General features: G+C 68.9%; 14 protein-coding genes. 8 read left to right on the top strand and 6 right to left on the bottom strand.

Going from position 1 to position 15,585, the window contains the following annotated elements; translation table 11 throughout:
• Positions 1–19: 19 nt before the first annotated feature.
• The 6 genes from tilS (at position 20) to H4O13_01555 (ending at position 7,680) form a co-directional block, all read left to right on the top strand.
• Positions 20–1,399 carry a tRNA lysidine(34) synthetase TilS gene (tilS, locus tag H4O13_01580; GenBank protein ID MBE5314077.1) on the top strand — a complete coding sequence of 460 codons (1,380 nt, stop codon included), beginning with the start codon at positions 20–22 and terminating at the stop codon, positions 1,397–1,399.
• Positions 1,400–1,510: 111 nt separating this feature from the next.
• Positions 1,511–1,789: an exodeoxyribonuclease VII small subunit gene (locus H4O13_01575; protein MBE5314076.1), complete on the top strand. Its 279-nt coding sequence runs from the start codon at positions 1,511–1,513 to the stop codon at positions 1,787–1,789.
• Entirely contained in the window at positions 1,779–2,657 is an 879-nt protein-coding gene (locus H4O13_01570) for a polyprenyl synthetase family protein (protein ID MBE5314075.1), read from the top strand. The genes H4O13_01575 and H4O13_01570 overlap by 11 nt, the downstream gene beginning before the upstream one ends.
• Positions 2,658–2,822: 165 nt before the next feature.
• Positions 2,823–3,140 carry a hypothetical protein gene (locus H4O13_01565; protein MBE5314074.1) on the top strand — a complete coding sequence of 106 codons (318 nt, stop codon included), beginning with the start codon at positions 2,823–2,825 and terminating at the stop codon, positions 3,138–3,140.
• Between the two features lie 189 nt (positions 3,141–3,329).
• On the top strand, positions 3,330–5,960 hold the full coding sequence (alaS, locus tag H4O13_01560) for an alanine--tRNA ligase (protein MBE5314073.1): 2,631 nt from the start codon (positions 3,330–3,332) through the stop codon (positions 5,958–5,960).
• 508 nt (positions 5,961–6,468) lie between these two features.
• Positions 6,469–7,680, top strand: coding sequence for a beta-lactamase family protein (locus tag H4O13_01555; protein ID MBE5314072.1), 1,212 nt, complete (start codon positions 6,469–6,471; stop codon positions 7,678–7,680).
• Here H4O13_01555 and H4O13_01550 read toward each other — a convergent pair whose 3' ends face one another.
• Positions 7,681–9,204 carry an alpha/beta fold hydrolase gene (locus tag H4O13_01550; protein MBE5314071.1) on the bottom strand — a complete coding sequence of 508 codons (1,524 nt, stop codon included), beginning with the start codon at positions 9,202–9,204 and terminating at the stop codon, positions 7,681–7,683.
• 279 nt (positions 9,205–9,483) lie between these two features.
• Positions 9,484–10,497, bottom strand: a complete 1,014-nt coding sequence (gene gap / locus H4O13_01545) for a type I glyceraldehyde-3-phosphate dehydrogenase (protein ID MBE5314070.1) — start codon at positions 10,495–10,497, stop codon at positions 9,484–9,486.
• Positions 10,498–10,771: 274 nt separating this feature from the next.
• On the opposite strand from gap, the gene H4O13_01540 reads away from it, so the two are divergent.
• Positions 10,772–11,569, top strand: coding sequence for a S1/P1 nuclease (locus H4O13_01540; GenBank protein MBE5314069.1), 798 nt, complete (start codon positions 10,772–10,774; stop codon positions 11,567–11,569).
• Positions 11,570–11,708: 139 nt separating this feature from the next.
• On the top strand, positions 11,709–12,548 hold the full coding sequence (locus H4O13_01535; GenBank protein ID MBE5314068.1) for a hypothetical protein: 840 nt from the start codon (positions 11,709–11,711) through the stop codon (positions 12,546–12,548).
• Between the two features lie 40 nt (positions 12,549–12,588).
• On the opposite strand, the gene H4O13_01530 is transcribed toward H4O13_01535, so the two are convergent.
• From H4O13_01530 to H4O13_01515, 4 genes are all read right to left on the bottom strand, one after another.
• Positions 12,589–13,056: an SET domain-containing protein-lysine N-methyltransferase gene (locus H4O13_01530; protein ID MBE5314067.1), complete on the bottom strand. Its 468-nt coding sequence runs from the start codon at positions 13,054–13,056 to the stop codon at positions 12,589–12,591.
• Entirely contained in the window at positions 13,053–13,610 is a 558-nt protein-coding gene (locus H4O13_01525) for an META domain-containing protein (protein MBE5314066.1), read from the bottom strand. Before H4O13_01525 ends, H4O13_01530 begins: the two co-directional genes overlap by 4 nt.
• Positions 13,611–13,615: 5 nt before the next feature.
• A complete protein-coding gene (locus H4O13_01520; protein ID MBE5314065.1) occupies positions 13,616–13,864 on the bottom strand; it encodes a GlsB/YeaQ/YmgE family stress response membrane protein in 249 nt (82 codons plus the stop codon).
• 66 nt (positions 13,865–13,930) lie between these two features.
• A complete protein-coding gene (locus H4O13_01515) occupies positions 13,931–15,418 on the bottom strand; it encodes a M20 family metallopeptidase (GenBank protein MBE5314064.1) in 1,488 nt (495 codons plus the stop codon).
• Positions 15,419–15,585: the final 167 nt, after the last annotated feature.

Raw genomic sequence — 15,585 nt, 5'->3', positions numbered from 1 at the left:
CTTCGCTACCATGCCACGCATGCTCGACAGCCACGCCATCGAATTCGACGCCCACGTGCTGCCACCCGGAGCCGGGCTGGCGGTCGCCTTCAGCGGCGGGCTGGATTCGCGCGTGCTGCTGCAGCTGCTCTGCGAAGCCGACTGGGCGCGCGGACGCGGCCTGCGTGCGCTGCACGTCGACCACGGCCTGCACGCGGATTCAGCGCAGTGGGCGGCGCACTGCCAGCGCGAGGCCGCCGCGCTGGGGGTCGACATCCGCGTGCTGCGGGTGGATGTGGCGGGCGGCAGCGGCGGGCTGGAAGCGCGCGCGCGCCGCGCCCGCCACGCGGCGCTGCAGGCCGCGCTGCAGCCGGGCGAGGTGGTGGTCATGGCCCATCACCAGAACGATCAGGCCGAGACCTTTCTGTTGCGCGCCCTGCGCGGCGCCGGCGAGCGCGGTCTGGGCGGCATGCGTGCGCTACGTCGGTTCGGTGCAGGCTGGCTGTGGCGGCCGCTGCTGGGCACGCCGCGCAGCGCGTTGGAGGCCTACGCGGTGGCGCGCGGCTTGCGCTGGATCGAAGACCCCAGCAACCAGGACGCCCACCACGACCGCAATTTTTTGAGGCAGGCCGTGCTGCCCCTGCTGCAGCAGCGCTGGCCGCAGGCCGCCGAGTCGCTGGCGCTTTCGGCCGCGCTGAGCGCGGAAGCCGATGCCCGGCTTGCATCGCTGGACGCCGTCGATCTCGCGCGCGCCCAGCGGCTCGATCCGCGGGTACTGGATCTGCAGGTGCTTCGCGGCTGGCCGCAGGCACGCCGCGCCCGCGTTCTGCGCGCCTGGCTGCAGTCGCTCCACTGCGCGCTGCCGCCACCCAGCGTGCTGGCGCAGATCGAGCGCGAACTGCTGCGGGCCCGCGCCGACAGCGAAGCCGAAGCGCGCTGGCGCGGACATCGCCTGCGCGCCTGGGGCGAGTCCCTGCATCTGCTGCCCGCGCTGCCGCCCTTGCCTGCGGATATGGACACCGCATGGGACGCGGCGGGCCCGCTGAGGCTGCCGGATGGCCATGCGCTGGCGCTCTGCGATGGCCTCGGCGACATCCAGCACGGCGCGCGACCGCCGCTGCCGCTGCGGGTTCGAGCCCGCCAGGGCGGCGAGCGCATCCGCCTCTCGCACAAGCGCCCCCGCCAGTGCGTGAAAACCCTGCTGCAGTCGCTGGGCGTGCCGCCCTGGCAGCGAACGCATCTGCCATTTCTGTGGAGCGCTGAGGGTGAGTTGGTCGCCGTCGCCGATCTGGTGCTGCGCGAGGACTTGCGTGCCGCGCTGCTGGAGAACGGACTGTGCCTGCGCTGGCTGGGGCCCTACGGACGCGAGCCGATCGCCGGGGTCGACGACCTTGGCCTTGCCCCGGCACCACCCAGGTAGCGCTCGGGGGCATGGCGCATTCGCCCTGGGCGCCGTTATCGTGGGCTGCAGCGCAGGGCTCGACTTTCCTCACATTGACCGCGCTCGCAGCGCTTCGGCACACTGCCGCGCATGTCCACGCCTGATCCCGCCGTCCCTGCCCCTGAAGCCTCGACTGACGGCAGCGCCATTGCCGGCTTCGAACGTTCGCTCGACGAACTGGAAAGTCTGGTGCAGCGCCTGGAGAAGGGCGACCTCAGCCTCGACGAATCGCTGCAGGCCTACGAGCGCGGCATCGCCCTGTTCCGTCGCTGTCAGACCGCGCTCGACCAGGCCGAGCTGCGGGTGCGGCTGCTGAGTGACCCCGAAGACCCGGACAGCGCCCAGCCCTTTGCCGCCGATGCTCCCTGAGGCTCGGCTGCGCGCCTGGGCCGAGCGCAGCGAATCTGTCCTTGCCGGGCTGCTGCCCGCTGCTGCCGATGAACCGCGCCGGCTGCACGAGGCCATGCGCTATGCCTGCCTCGGTGGCGGCAAACGCGTGCGCCCGCTGCTGGTGTATGCCAGCGGCCTGAGCTGCGGCGCCAGCGAACCCGACCTCGATCACGCGGCGGCGGCCGTGGAGTTCATTCACGCCTACTCGCTCGTCCACGACGACCTGCCGGCGATGGACGACGACAGCCTGCGGCGCGGTCGTCCGACGGTGCACATCGCCTTCGATGAAGCCACCGCCATTCTTGCCGGCGACGCCCTGCAGACCCTGGCGTTCGAGGTGCTGGCGCAGGCGCCGCTCGACGCTGCCACCCGCGTCGAGCTGCTGGCAACACTGGCGCGCGCCAGCGGCGCCGCCGGCATGTGCGGCGGTCAGGCGCTGGACCTCGCGGTGACCGGTGGCGATCAGACCCTGCCCCAGCTGCAGCGCATGCATGCACTCAAGACCGGCGCGCTGATTCGCGCCGCCGTGCGCATGGGCGCGCTCTGCGCCGGCGCCGAAGCCGCCACGCAGTCGACCCTGGATGACTACGCCGCGGCCTTGGGGCTGGCCTTCCAGATCCGCGACGACCTGCTGGACATCGAGGGCAGCGCCGAAGCGCTGGGCAAGACGCCCGGCAAGGACGCCGAACAGGGCAAGCCGACCTACCCCGCCCTGCTGGGCGTGCAGGGCGCCCGCGCCGCTCTCGAACAACAGGGCGAGGCCATGCGCGCCGCACTGGCTCGCCTGCCGCAGGCGGCGCCGGAGCTCGAAGCCCTGGCCGAGCTCACCCTGCACCGTTCGCGCTGATCCCGGACCCCCTCGCGCCGCCGCCCCGACCCATTCAGCAAGCTGAGCGCCGCACGAACGAAGGCGCGGGGCCTGATCCACGAGCACGGTGCGGCACTTGACCTTGCGAACGCGCGGGCGCAGCTTCCCTCCTCGATGTCGCTGTTGCCCGTCGAGGAGATTCCCATGAGCCGTTTACTGATCCTTGCCTCTGCCATTGCCCTGCTGCTGGCCGGCGCCAGCCTGCAGGCCGCCGAACCCAAGGCCGAACCTGCCGACAGCGCCGAGGCCGCCAACGCCGTCGCCGCGTCCGAGAAAGAGAAGCGCAGCGCCCGACTCGATCGCCTGTGTCCGGACGCCACCGCCAGCCGCATCAAGCGTCCGCGCGGCAGCTGCAGCTCGCCGGGTCGCGTCTACACCCGCGAAGATCTTGATCGCACCGGCGCCACCACAATCAGCGAAGCCCTGATCCGACTCGACCCCTCGATCAGCCGCAGCTTCTGATCGGCGGGCAGTGTCCCTAAGGCAAAGGCCGGGCGTTCGCCCGGCCTTTGCCTTTTCAGGCGAGCGAAGCGTGGCAGAGACCCGCTTGTCCAAGGCCATGACTTGTGGCCGCGTCTTGCGTGGCACTGCAGCGCAGCATGGGGCATCATTCGAGGTCCCTTGCCCGCCCCCTGCCCGCGCCTTCAGCCCATGAAAACCAGCAACCAGATCCGCCAGGACTTCCTCGATTTCTTCAAGTCCAAGGGCCATGCCGTGGTGGCGTCGAGCCCGCTGGTGCCGGGCAACGATCCCACCCTGCTGTTCACCAATGCCGGCATGGTGCAGTTCAAGGACGTGTTCCTGGGCGGCGAGAAGCGCAGCTACAAGCGCGCGGTGTCCAGCCAGCGCTGCGTGCGCGCCGGCGGCAAGCACAACGACTTGGATCAGGTCGGCTACACCGCCCGCCACCACACCTTCTTCGAGATGCTGGGCAACTTCAGCTTCGGCGACTACTTCAAGCGCGACGCCATTGCCTATGCGTGGGAGCTGCTGACCGAGGTCTGGAAGCTGCCGAAAGAACGCCTGCTGGTCACCATCTACCACACCGACGACGAGGCCTTCGCGCTCTGGCGCGATGTCGCTGGCCTGCCCGAGGACCGCATCATCCGCATCGGCGACAACAAGGGCGCGCCGTATGCCTCGGACAACTTCTGGCAGATGGCCGACACCGGCCCCTGCGGCCCCTGCACCGAGATCTTCTACGACCACGGCGCGCACATCGCCGGCGGCCCGCCCGGCAGCCCCGATGAAGACGGCGACCGCTACATCGAAATCTGGAACAACGTCTTCATGCAGTTCGACCGCCAGCCCGACGGCAGCCTGGTGCCGCTGCCGGCGCCCTGCGTCGACACCGGCATGGGCCTGGAGCGCCTGGCCGCGGTGCTGCAGCACGTGCACTCGAACTACGAGATCGATCTGTTCCAGGCCTTGATCCGCCGCGCCGCCGAACTTACCAGCACGCAGGATCTCGAGAACAAATCTCTGCGCGTGATCGCCGACCACATCCGCGCCTGCAGTTTCCTGATTGTCGACGGCGTGCTGCCCAGCAACGAAGGCCGCGGCTATGTGCTGCGCCGGATCATCCGCCGCGCGCTCCGCCACGGCTGGATGCTGGGCGTGCGCGGCAGCTTCTTCCACAGGATGGTGGCCGCACTGGTCGAGCAGATGGGCGAGGCCTACCCCGAACTGCGCGAGAAGCAGGCGACGGTCGAAGCCGCGCTGCGTGCCGAGGAAGAGCGCTTTGCGGAAACGCTCGACCAGGGCATGCGCATCTTCGACGAAGTCGCGGCTCGCAGCAGCGGAGAGATCCCCGGCGCCGATGCATTCCGCCTCTACGACACCTACGGCTTCCCGGTCGACCTCACGGCCGACATGGCTCGCGAGCGCGGCATGGGCGTCGACATGGCCGGCTTCGACGCGGCGATGGAGAAGCAGCGCGAGCAGGCGCGCGCGGCCAGCAAGTTCGCTTCCGCCGGCACGCTGTCGGCCGACATCGTCGCCAGCCTCTCGCCGACCGAGTTCATCGGCTACGAAGATCTCGATAGCGAGCAGCTCAAGATCATCGCCCTGCTGCGCGAGGGCGCGTCCGTGCAGGCCCTGAACGAAGGCGAGCACGGCATCCTCATCCTCGACCGCACGCCCTTCTACGCCGAAAGCGGCGGCCAGGTCGGCGACCACGGCCAGCTCAGCGCCGGCAGCGCCCGCTTCGAGGTGCGCGACACCCAGAAGCTGGCTGGTGTCTTCCATGGCCATGTCGGCCACGTCAGCAGCGGCAGCCTCAAAGTGGGCGACGCGCTGGCCGCGCGCGTGGACTCGGCGCGCCGGCAGTCGACCGTGTTGAACCACAGCGCCACCCACCTGCTGCACGCTGCCCTACGCAGCGTGCTCGGCACCCACGTGCAGCAGAAGGGCTCGCTGGTCGCACCGGACCGCCTGCGCTTCGACTTCAGCCACTTCCAGGCGCTGAGCGCCAATGAGCTGAAGACCATTGAAGACATGGTCAACGCGGAGGTGCGCCGCAACGTCGCCGCCGAAGTGCACCACATGGGCATGCAGGAAGCGCTGGACTTCGGCGCCATGGCCCTGTTCGGCGAAAAGTACGGCGACCGCGTGCGCGTGCTGCGCATGGGTGCGTTCTCCACCGAGCTCTGCGGCGGCACCCACGTGCAGCGCACCGGCGACATCGGCCTGTTCAAGATCCTCTCCGAAGGCGGCGTGGCCGCCGGCGTGCGCCGCATCGAGGCGGTCACCGGCGAAGGCGCGCTGGCGCACGTGCGCGAGGAAGAACAGCGCCTCGGCGAGATCGCCGAGCTGGTCGGTGCGTCGAAGGCCGAAGTCGGCGCCAAGCTGCGCCAGCTGCTCGACCGCCAGAAGCAGCTCGAAAAGACCCTGGAGCAGATGAAGGCCAAGTCGGCCGCGAACGCCGCCAGCGAACTGGCCGACAGCGCCATCGACCTCGGCGGCTTCAAGCTGGTCGCCGCGCGCCTCGACGGCCTCGACGCCAAGGCCCTGCGCGACTCGGTCGATGTGCTGAAGAACAAGCTCGGCGACGCGGTCATCCTGCTCGCCACCGGCAGCGAGGGCAAAGCCTCGCTGGCCGCCGGCGTTGCTGGCGCCGCACTGGGCAAGGTCAAGGCCGGCGACGTGGTGTCCTTCGTCGCCGCCAAGATCAATGGCAAGGGCGGCGGCCGCCCCGACATGGCCCAGGGCGGCGGCGAGGATGGCCCGGCGCTGGCGGCGGCCTTGGCCGAAGTCGAGGGCTTTGTGCGCGGGAAGGTGTGAGAGCCGGGATTCGGGATTCACGGTTCAGAGTTCGAGGTTCGAGGTTCGAGGTTCGAGGTTCGAGGTTCGGACTTCGGACTCCAGACCCGTGCCGGCCTCACCGCCCGGCATAGGGTGGGTCTTGACCCACCGCTACACGGCCCGGACTTCCTCCGACACCTGACGCATCGGCAATGACCCGTTCCGGCTGAACTCCAGGCAGGAACGATCGCAACACGTCGAGAGTCGCGTCTCACCGCCCGGCGTAGGGTGGGTCTTGACCCACCGCTACACGGCCCGGACGTCCTCCGACACCTGACGCATCGGCAATGACGCGCTCCGGCTGAACTCCAGGCAGGAAAGACCGCGACACGTCGAGAGTCGGGTCGCGGTGGGTCAAGGCCGATGCTTCGGCGGCAGCCACTCAGGGCGCTACCGGGCATCCAATAGAAGTCCATCCACCGTACACGCAAGGGCGCTGAACGCCATGCCATCGCGAACGCGGGCCATATCGGAACCGCCACGCCGAGTGAAGCGAGCGCAGCTCACCCTGCTTGCACTCCTGCTCACCGCCTCCAGCGCGACCCTTGGAGCTGCGGCCCTCTCCGTCGATGCAAAGGCGGCACTCGACCACATTGAGGCAGGTGCACAGAACTCGCACAGCGACAGCGTGCTGGTACTGGTCGACGGCAAGCCGGTACTCGAGCGCTACGCCTCGCACCCTGCGCCAGTCCTCGAAACGATGTCGGTCACCAAGTCGGTGGTGGCGCTGGCCGTGGGCGCTCTGATCGGCGAGGGTCGGATCGAATCGCTGGATTCGCCCGTGCACACTTGGTTTCCCGAATGGAAGCAGGGCGCGAAACAGGCGATTACCGTGCGCATGCTGCTCGATCACAGCTCGGGCCTTCAGAACGTGGGCGATACGCGGGTCGAAATCTATCCTGCGCCCGATGCCGTGCAGCTGGCGCTTGCCGCGGAGTTGAGCCACCGGCCTGGCACCCAAATCGCCTACAACAACAAGGCGGTGAACCTGCTGGCGGGAATCATCGAACGCGCCAGCGGCGAGCCGATGGATGCCTACATCCAGCGCCGCCTGCTGGATCCGCTCGGCGTGAGCGCAGGGCCATGGCATCGAGATCCCAGCGGAAATCCCTATGCCATGGCCGGGCTGACACTGGATGCGCGCGGACTGGCGGCGATAGGTCAGCTGGTCCTGCAGCGCGGACGGGCCGGCGATCAGCAGATCGTTCCCGATAGCTACGTCGAGACGATGCTCGGGGCCTCAAGACTCGACCCCTCGTTGGGTTTGCTGTGGTGGCGATCCAGCGCGTGGGTGCGCTTTCGTGCAGACGCAGAGAGCCTCGCAATGGTCGAGCGCGCGGGCGTACCGCCTGAGTTCACCGCAAAGCTACGGCCGCTGCTCGGGCGCCATTTCGATTCGGCCGAGCAGCTGTATGCCGCGCTTGGCACCCAGCTCGGCAAGGACTGGCGCAGGGAGTGGCAGCGACTACTGATCGAACCGCACGGTGTGGGGCCCTGGCGACCCTTCCATCCTGAGGAGGGTCCCATCGAAGCCTACGAAGCGCGGGGCTGGCTTGGGCAGTACCTCGTGGTGATTCCCAAAGCGGAGCTGGTGGCGGTACGCCAGATCCGCGAACGGCCAAGCCCCGGCGCAGGCCATGACTACGCGGACTTCGGCGCGCGTGTGCAGGCGCTGGCGAATGCGCTGGCAAAGGACTGATCAAGGGACCGTCACACACCGCTCCGGCGGCGCAGCACCCCGATTCAGGAACGCCCCCGCCGCAGCCGCAGCGCAGTCGTCCAGGTCGGTCATGCTGTGGCCGCTGCGCGGCAGCACCAGGGTCTGCAGCTGGGTGAAGCCCTGCGCCTGCTCCAGCGCCGGAACGGTGGGCGTGCGCGGGTCGAACTCGGCGGCCAGCAGCAGGGTGGGCTGGCGGATCACGCTGGGGCGCAGCGGCTGCGGGCGCACGCCGAGTCGGCCGCACTGCTCGAAGGCGATGTCGGGCGTGTGCATCAGGGCCGCCCAGTCGGGGTGAGCCTTGATCGCGGCCGCCACGGTCTCGCGGCGCAGCGGCGGGTTGTCGCGGCATTCGATCAGGGCCATCGACAGGGTGCTGAACTCGGGGTCGTCCAGGGTGTAGACCCAGTCGGCGGCGAGTTCCTCCCAGCGCGCATCGAACTCACCGCGCGCGGCCTGCTGCAGCAGGGCATGCAGCTCGGCCACGGGCAGGCCGAAGGTGAGCTGGGCTTCAACGAGCGCGAACAGATTTTCGGGGGTGAGGCGCAGCGTCTCGGGCTGCGCGCCGGCTTGGGCCGCGGCGTCCTCGAAGGCCGGCAGGGCGATCTGCACGGGCTGCGCGGACAGCCGCTGCAGTGCCTCTGCCAGCAGCGTGCGCAGGCTGGCGCCGGCGCATCCGGCCTGGGCCTCGCACTGCGTCTGTGCCGCGGCGAGCAGCTTGGCGTAGTCGTCGGCGAAGCGGCCGATGAGTTCAAGCCCGGCGGGATAGAAGCCATCCAGAACAATGCGGCCGACGCCCTCCAAGGGGTCGGCCAGCGCGACCTGGGCGAGACGCGTGCCGTAGGACACGCCGTAGATGTGCACCTCGCGATAGCCGAACTCCTCGCGCAGAGCGCGCACCAGTTCGCGCAGGTCCTGGGCGGCGGTGGCGGTGGAATACAGGCCCTCGCGTCGCTCGGCCTGCGGCACCTCCGCAGCACAGGCCTCCAGCAGTGGCACGGTCTCTTTCCACTGCGCGTCGATCGATGCACCTTCGAGAATTAGCCGGCGCGCAGCGGCATCGTACTCGGGACAGTCGAGGCGAGGCGTGGCGTAACCGGTACCGCGCTGGTCGTAGAGCACGAGGTCGTGATCGAGGCCCATGCGCTGCTGCATCCAGTCGCGCCACCAGGGCATGGCCTCCTCGTACAGATAGCTGGAGCCGCCGGGGCCGCCGCTGAGATAGACCGTCGCCGTTTCCGAGCGCGTGAGCAGACCGCTGCGCAGGATCACAACGGGCAGCGCGGTCATCGCCTCGCCCTGCTGGCTCGGGTACAGCCAGGCGCATTCACTGCGCTCAAGCCAGCCGTCGCCGAACCAGCAGCTGACGCTGCGGGTGAAGCGGCCGCTGTCCGGTGCTTCGAGCTGCGCTGTCTCGATGTCGTAGCGGAAGCTGCGCAGCACCGGCTCAAGGCCGATCACAACCAGCATCAGCACGCCGACGGCGATGATCAGGAATTTTTTCATGGCTTTAGAGCCGGGATTGGGGAGCGAAGAGGCGTGTTTACGGACCACCGGTCCGAATGCGGATGAGCGCCTGAGCGCAGAGCGCGAGGGCAAGGATTTGGGTTCTGTTGCCTGCGGATTGTCGTCTGAGGGCAATACAACCTCGCGCGGTGCTCAGCGCCAGGCACGCGCGCCCTTCTGGCGCAGCTCCACCGCGTGCAATGGAACGCAGACGCCACATACGCGAACGCCCACCGCTCGGGGTGGGCGTTCGCGCGTCCGTTCAGACCTTGCAGGCGCTTACTTGGCTGCCATCAGCGCAACCGCCATGTCGAGCATGCGGTTCGAGAAACCCCACTCGTTGTCGTACCAGCTGAGCACCTTGACCATCGTGCCCTGCATGACGCGGGTCTGGGTGGCGTCGTAGACCGAGCTGTGCGGGTTGTGGTTGAAGTCGACGCTGACCAAGGGCTTGGTATTGATGTCGAGGATGCCCTTCAGCGGGCCTTGGGCGGCGGCGCGGACGAGGCCATCGATCTCGTCCTTGGTCGTCGCGCGCTTGGCGACGAAGGTCAGATCCACGACCGATACATTGATGGTCGGCACGCGCATGGCGAAGCCGTCCAGCTTGCCGTTCAACTCGGGCAGCACCAGGCCGACCGCGGCGGCGGCGCCGGTCTTGGTCGGGATCTGGCTCATCGTGGCCGAGCGCGCACGACGCAGGTCCGAGTGGTAGACGTCGGTCAGCACCTGATCATTGGTGTAGGCGTGGATGGTGGTCATCAGGCCGTGCTCGATGCCGATGGCGTCGTGCAGCACCTTGGCCAGGGGCGCCAGGCAGTTGGTGGTGCAGCTGGCATTGCTGATGACATCGTGCGCAGCCTTCAACTGGTCGTGGTTGACGCCGAACACGAAGGTGCCGTCGACATCGCTGCCGCCCGGCGCCGAGATGATCACTTTCTTGGCGCCGCCGGCGATGTGGGCCGCGGCCTTGGCCTTGCTGGTGAACAGGCCGGTGCACTCGAACACCACGTCGACGCCGTGGGCGCCCCAGGGCAGCTTGGACGGGTCGCGCTCGGCGAACACCTTGATGCGGTCGCCGTTGACGATCAGGTCACCGCCATCGACCGCGACCTCACCCGGGAAGCGGCCGTGGGCGGTGTCGTACTGGGTCAGGTGGGCATTGGTCTCGGCATCGCCCAGGTCGTTGATCGCGACGATCTGGATCTCGCTGGTGCGCTTGGCCTCGTACAGCGCGCGCAGCACATTGCGGCCGATGCGGCCATAACCGTTGATCGCGACCTTGATCGTCATTGCTCGAGTCCTCGTGAGGGCGTGGATGCCAGGGGCGGGAAAACAGCCGGGACGGCCCGGCCGAGCGCGCTAGTGTAGTGCGCAGGCCCTCGCATTTCGATTCGCCTCGGCGCACAGGTCCGAAAGCGCATGCGCTCGCGCGAACGGGCCTCTCCCCCGAGCGCGCGAGGCGCAGCGGGTGGGTAGATCCGGCGCGGCCAAGTTCACCTTCCCTTGCCCCCGTCGCCGCGCGCGCCTGTCAGACTCGCGCCCCCGCTCGCATCGATCCGAACGCATGCCGTCTGCACTCCGACTTCTATTGCTCCTGATCGTGCTGCCTTTGGCCTGCTCCCACCCGGCGCAGGCGTGGAGCTTCAAGGGCCATCAGACCATCGCCGAGATCGCCGAGCGGCAGCTGCCGGCGGGCACGCGCGCCGCCGTCGGCGCGCTGCTGGTCGATGAGCCCACGCCCACCTTGGCGGCGGTGTCGACCTGGCCAGACGAAGTGCGTGACCAGGAGATCTGGCGCCACACTGGACGCTGGCACTTCGTGAACTTCCCGCAGGGCGCCTGCCGGTACCGGCCCGAGCGCGACTGCGCCGACGGCAACTGCGTCATCGGCGCGCTAAAGGCCCAGCGCGCCGCGTTGCGCGTTCCGTCCACGCCGCGCGAACGACGCGTGGAGGCACTCAAGTTCGTCGTGCATTTCGTCGGCGACATCCACCAGCCGCTGCACGCGGGCTATGGCTTCGACCGCGGCGGCAACGACACCCAGATCCGCCTCAACCGCATGGGCTCGAACCTGCACGCCTTGTGGGACGGCCTGCTGGTCGACACCCTGGAACTGGATCGCCCCGCCCTGGTCGAGCACCTGCTGCAGTCGCCTCTGCCCGCGCCGGGCGAGGTCGGCGCGGCGTCGGCAGCGCGCTGGGCGGAGGAGTCCTGCGCCCTGATCGAATCCGCGGGCATCTACCCGGACAAGCGCTTCATCGACCGCAGCTATATCGAGCGCACGCGGCCGGTCGCCGAGGCCCGGATGCGGCTCGCGGCAGCGCGCCTCGCGGCAGTGCTGGAGGCCGACCTCGGGCGCTGATCCGCGCCTCGACGGCGCTGCGCTCGAAGTTCGCGCGCAGCCCAGCGGCTTCCCAAGGCCTGCACAGCGGCACGCAAGGCCGCGCTTGCTAGACTCGCCGCGCCCCGCTTCGCGGGCGTCGCGCGAACCCTCCGTCGCCATGAACCTGCGCCGTTCGCTGGCCCTGCACGGCTTCGAAAGCAACACCGACTACGGCTTCGCGCTGGACTGCCTGTTCGCCGCGAAGCTCGATCACGTGCGCTGTCTGCACGTCGACGGCAGCGCCGGCCGCCGCAAGACCGCCTTCGCCAACGCACTGGGCGCAGCGCTCGAATACCCGCACGTGCTCTACCACGACTTCAGCCAGGCCGAGCCGGCCCCCATGCTGCTGCCCGTGCAGCTGGAGGACGGCAGCCTGGCGCCGCCGGAAGCCCCCCTGCCCGCCTTCGAGCGCTGCATCACTGAGGCCTGCGCCTTCTCCGAAAGCGAGCGCAGCCTGCTGATTTTCGATCAGCTGCAGGCCGCGCCCTTTGCCGAGCAGCTGAAGCTCACCGACTTTCTGCGCAGCGGCGAGTGGGCCAGCGCCGCCGGCAGCGTGCTCGCGCATCGCGGACGCCTGCTGGTGGCCTTGATCAGCGACGGCCCGCTGTACCACTCGCTGGCGCGGCTGTCCTACCGGATCTGGACCGACGCCGAACGCGCCTACCTCGACTACCGGCCGGAGGACCATGGCCTCGGCGCTGAGGCCGCGCCCCTGTTCATTGCGCTGTCCGCACTGTTCAATCAGCTGCGCATCAGCCCCACCCCGGGCGAGTTCGAGCGCCTGCTCGCCGACCTGCTGCAGCGCGTCTTCGGCTTGGACGCCCTGCGTCAGGCCCTGTTCGGCCACATCGAAGGCCTGGAGCGCGAGCCCCTGCACGCGGAACCGGTCGCAATGGCACTGCAGACCGTGCTGGAGGCACTGGACGCGTGGCGCGGAGTGGATCACATCGAGCTCTGAAGGAAGCGCGCGCAGCAAGGCGCGCACGGCCTGCCCTGAATCAGCCCTTCGGCTGCAGCATCGTCCCCGTGCACGCGTCCGCACCGCAGCGGCAGGCCCACTGCTTCTTCAGCTTGGCGGTGTGCGGCACCGAGAGGCGGATGCCGTAGTTGTAGGTCAGCTCTTCGCCGGCGGCGATGTCGCGCAGGCTTTCGATGAACACGCGATCGCGCTGAGGATTGCCCTTGGGGTCCTCCTCCAGCACCGCCTGGCAGTTTGGCGCGCAGCTGTGGTTGATCCAGCGCGCGACGTTGCCATCGACGTTGGCATCGATCAGGTAGTCGTCGTTCAAGGTGAACAGAAACGTGTGCCCCGTATCGAGGCTGTCGCCGTAGCGCTCATCGGCGTCTTCGTGGGTGCGGCGCAGGCCCTTGTACTCGACCAGCCGCGTGCCGGCCGGAAGGTCGGCCGCCGCGAACACGCCGTTGCCATGGATGCGCGAGCGACGCTGCTGGATGCGGCGACTCATGCGCCCTTGGCCTCGGAGACGTCCTCCTCGCTGCCGCCCGGGCGGCCCGCGCTGAACTTGAGCTCGGCGCCGTCCGAGGTGCGCAGATACAGGCCCTCATCGCGCACTTCGAAGCTTTGCGCCGCGCCCAGGGTCTGCAGGAAGGTCTGCTCGGCGGCGTTCAGCGCGTCCGAGGCGCAGGCGCGCTTGCTGGCGACCACGGCGGCGAGCTTGATGCTGCTGCCCTCGCCGCGCTCCAGCGGCACGCTGAAGCGGTTGCAGCCGCCGTAGCCGACGATGCGCTCGTCCTGCACCTCGATGAAGATGCCGGCCTCGGCGGCGGCGCTCTTCAGGGTGTCGTCCGAGGCCTCGATCAAGGTCCAGGATTTGCCGGCTTCCAGCGCTGGAGCCTCCGCCTGCTCGGCCTTGGCGGCCGGTGCTGCATCTTCAGTTGCCGCGGGCGCGGCGTCCTCTGCGGGCGCGGCAGGGCTGGGAGCGGGCGGCGCTTCGGACGCACCGCAGGCCGCCAGCGCCGCCAGCAGAGGGAGGATCACGAGAGAACGAGGACTGTTCATGGGTTTCACTTTCCCTTGGCGAGCGCGCCCCAGAGGACGAGCACGATGATGGCGCCGATGACCGACATGATGAAGCCGGCCGCTTGGCCCGGCTGGTAAAGACCGAGCGTCTGACCGATGAAGCTGCCGACAAAGGCGCCGACGATGCCGAGCACTGTGGTCAGGATGAGACCCAGCTTCTGCGGACCGGGCTTCAGGAAACGGGCGACCAAGCCGATGAAAAAGCCGATCAGCAGCGTCCACAAGAGGCTCATGCGTCACCTTGTCTGCGTGTGGTGGAACCCCCCGGGGCGGATGCCCGCGGGGGTCAGGCCGCTCGATCAGCAGCAGCCGTGGTCGCCGAAGCGGGTATCGCCCGAGGCGACGCCGACCTGGGTGGTCTCGCCGCGAGCGCTGGCCTCGTAGTGTTCGGCGATCACATGCGCCACCGCCGCGGTCACCCGCTTGCCGGTCGGGATGTGCAGGAATTCGTTCGGGCCGTGCGCGTTCGAGTGCGGGCCGAGCACGCCGGTGATCATGAACTGCGCGCCGGGGAACTTCTCGCCGAGCATGCCCATGAAGGGGATGGTGCCGCCCTCGCCCATGTACATCGCCGGCTTGCCGAACGCTGCCTGCGACGCGTGCTCGATGGCATGGTTCAGCCAGTGCGACTGGCTGGGCGCGTTCCAGCCGGTGCTGCTCTTCTCCAGCTCGAACTCGACGCGTGCACCGTAGGGGGGGCTGTCGAGAAGCAGGCTGCGCAGCACCTTTCCGGCCTTCTCGCCATCAAGCGTGGGCGGCAGGCGCAGCGACAGCTTCACTGCGGTATGCGGGCGCAGCACGTTGCCGGCATTCGACAGCGGCGGCATGCCGTCGACGCCGGTGACCGACAGCGCCGGTCGCCAGGTGCGGTTGAGCACCAGCTCGTGCAGCTCGCTGTGCATCGGCGACATGCCGGGCAGGAAGGGAAACTTGGCCCAGATCTCGCGATCGAGCACGCTCGCCGCGCGCTTGGCCTGCTCGATGCGCTCGGCCGGGATCTCGACGAACAGATCCTCGGCGCGAATGCGGCCGCTGACTTCGTCCTCGAGTCTCGACAGCAGCTGGCGCAGGATGCGGAAGCTGGACGGCACCACGCCCGAGGCATCGCCCGAGTGCACGCCTTCCTCCAGCACGCTGACCCTGAGGTTGCCGCCCGCAAGACCGCGCAGCGAGGTGGTGCACCACAGCTGCTCGTAGTTGCCGCAGCCGGAGTCCAAGCAGACCACCAGCGAGGGCTTGCCGATGCGTGCAGCGAGATGGTCGACGTAGTGCGGCAGGTCGTAGCTGCCGGATTCCTCGCAGGCTTCGATGAGGATCACGCAGCGCGCGTGTGGCCGGCCCTGCTGCTGCAGGGCCATGATCGCGGCCAGTGAACCGAACAGGGCGTAGCCATCGTCGGCGCCGCCGCGACCGAACAGCTTGTCGCCCTTGATCACCGGCTTCCACGGGCCGAGATCGTCGGCCCAGCCGGTCATCTCGGGCTGCTTGTCGAGGTGGCCGTAGAGCAGCACGGTGTCGGGGTTGTTGGCATCGCTGCCTTCGATCTCGATGAAGATGAGGGGAGTGCGGCCGGGTAGGCGCACCACCTCGATCTGCATGCCGCGCACCGGCTGCCGGCGCGCCCAGGCCTCCATCAGGGTGACCGCGTCCTCCATGTAGCCGTGCTTGACCCAGTCGGCGTCGAACATCGGCGACTTGTTGGGGATGCGGATGTACTCGACCAGCTGGCCGACGATTTCGTCGTCCCAGAGTTCGTTGACGAAGCGCTCGACCTGCTGCGGATCCATGGCGTGTCCTCGAATCGAAAGGCGTGTCGCGGGCCGTGCGCAGGGCCAGCCGCGGGGCCCCGCAGTTTAGCCGCAGTGGGAGCAGCCGGCCGAGCGGGGTAGGAAAACTCCGACCCTCCGCTCGCGCGATGTCGCAGCTGCGCGAGCGCAGTGCACCGATACCGCCG

The organism is Lysobacterales bacterium (genome assembly GCA_014946745.1).
Lineage (GTDB): Bacteria > Pseudomonadota > Gammaproteobacteria > Xanthomonadales > Xanthomonadaceae > Aquimonas.
This window is presented reverse-complemented; position numbering and strand designations above follow the sequence as displayed.